General features: G+C 49.5%; 3 protein-coding genes. All 3 read right to left on the reverse strand.

The genetic code is table 11. The annotated features are described in order from the left end of the window. Positions 1-106: 106 nt before the first annotated feature. Genes J8G26_RS19050 through J8G26_RS19055 form a run of 3 tightly spaced genes read right to left on the reverse strand, consistent with a single transcriptional unit; the run spans position 107 to position 1,325 of the window. Complete coding sequence (locus J8G26_RS19050) at positions 107-544, reverse strand: hypothetical protein (protein ID WP_210570830.1); 438 nt, start codon at positions 542-544, stop codon at positions 107-109. A 25-nt stretch (positions 545-569) separates the two neighbouring features. Next, positions 570-683 carry a DUF1010 domain-containing protein gene (locus J8G26_RS19665; RefSeq protein WP_349238343.1) on the reverse strand — a complete coding sequence of 38 codons (114 nt, stop codon included), beginning with the start codon at positions 681-683 and terminating at the stop codon, positions 570-572. After that, positions 684-1,325 carry a DUF1010 domain-containing protein gene (locus J8G26_RS19055; protein WP_349238344.1) on the reverse strand — a complete coding sequence of 214 codons (642 nt, stop codon included), beginning with the start codon at positions 1,323-1,325 and terminating at the stop codon, positions 684-686. Between the last annotated feature and the right edge of the window lie 165 nt (positions 1,326-1,490).

Here is a 1,490-nt window from a genome sequence, read left to right on the forward strand (position 1 = left end):
AATAAGTGGCTGCGCGCATAGAGCGGGTGATGGGACTAACGTTCGAATTAACGGGCGCCGTAAGGCGTCCCGTTGAATGACGGGTTAGCTTGATAGCCAAAGCAACTCACAACCCGAGATTCTTGCAAGTGGCCTTATCTACAAAAACATCGCCCAATTTTTCACCGTAAGTGTTGCTGTATGCGAATGTGTAGGACAGGCCCCTGTCGAAGGCCGGGTTGTTCGCATTCTGAGCGCAAGACTTTGGAGTGATTTCGGCTCGTGTTGCGTCCAGCCATTCTTTGATTTTGTTGGGCGGCAAGCCCTTTTTTACACGTATAACATTTTCAAAGCGGACATTCCTACCAACTGCGACCGCGTTAAACGATACCGTCATGTCATCCAGCATTGCCTGTTTATTTGCATTGCTCTGCGCGGCGATATTTCTCGCGATATCCTCAATCTGCTTGATCTGTGCTGGGGTCAGGTTTTGAGCGCTGGCAGCAAGACAAGAAGACAACGCCGCTAGAAAAAAGAGGTTGCGTGAAATGTTCGATACGTGCATTGGGCATCCAATTTTGTGAAAAGGGCTAACGGCCAAGGTAAGCCGCCCGCCGTAGGCGGGTCGGCTTGAGCGCCGGGTTAGACCCAGGCACCAAAACAGAGAAGGTGTCCGTGTTGGCTTTTCTGTTAGCGTTCATCATTTACCTTTTTTGGTCAGAAATATTTCCACTTGTGGCGATATGAATGAGCAGTACAGCCACGCAGGGAAAAACGAACCATTGCCATGAGAGCATGGGGTAACTCTTTAGCATGTGCCACTTGAGATGGCTCTGGGATTGCACGGTCACAACGCTTGCGTAGTTATAAATCCAAGGTGCAAGATAAACCATTGCTCCAAAGACAGCTGCCAAAATAGCCCGCCGTTTTCGTAAACAACCGAGGAATGATGCGCAGGCTAGGATGAATGTGCCAACCATTCGGAATAGATGTTCAACAAGAAACGTTTCATTCGCAATGACATTTGGCATTATATACATACGAATCACAAGGGCTTGTGCATAAAGAAGATAGCAGCAATACATGCACAAGAGCGCGACAAGCCATAAGCGCCAAGATTGAGGTGATTGAAGTCGTACTGACATGGGTGCTAACGAACGAAAGTAAGCCGCCTGCCGAAGGCAGGTCGGCTTGACTGCAAAGTTAGACCCAGAAGCAAAAACAGAAATTTCTGAATTAACGACGGGCGCAAACCGTGAAAAAGCATTGCGCCACCAAGGCGGCGCAATGCTTGCAAAATGATAGCTGGTGGCGCTTGCTGCACAAGGGCTAGAGGCCAAAAACACTTGAAACTGGTGCAGCGCCCAAAGGCGAAGCCCGGCACACGGCAAAAACCCAACGAATAAACGCTTGAGAAGGTAAACGCCGGTGAATGAACCATGGGCCTAAATAATGCAGGTTTTGAACAGACTAACGAACGAAAGTAAGCCGCCCGCCGAAGGCGGGTCGGC

Origin of the sequence: Acidovorax sp. JG5, from assembly GCF_017939685.1 — a bacterium.
Taxonomy (GTDB): domain Bacteria; phylum Pseudomonadota; class Gammaproteobacteria; order Burkholderiales; family Burkholderiaceae_C; genus Acidovorax.

What these genes read in the sequence shown, in the direction of transcription:
- J8G26_RS19050 (WP_210570830.1), bottom strand. Translation starts at nt 544, where the DNA reads ATGCACGTATCGAACATTTCACGCAACCTCTTTTTTCTAGCGGCGTTG.
- J8G26_RS19665 (WP_349238343.1), bottom strand. Translation starts at nt 683, where the DNA reads ATGATGAACGCTAACAGAAAAGCCAACACGGACACCTTCTCTGTTTTG.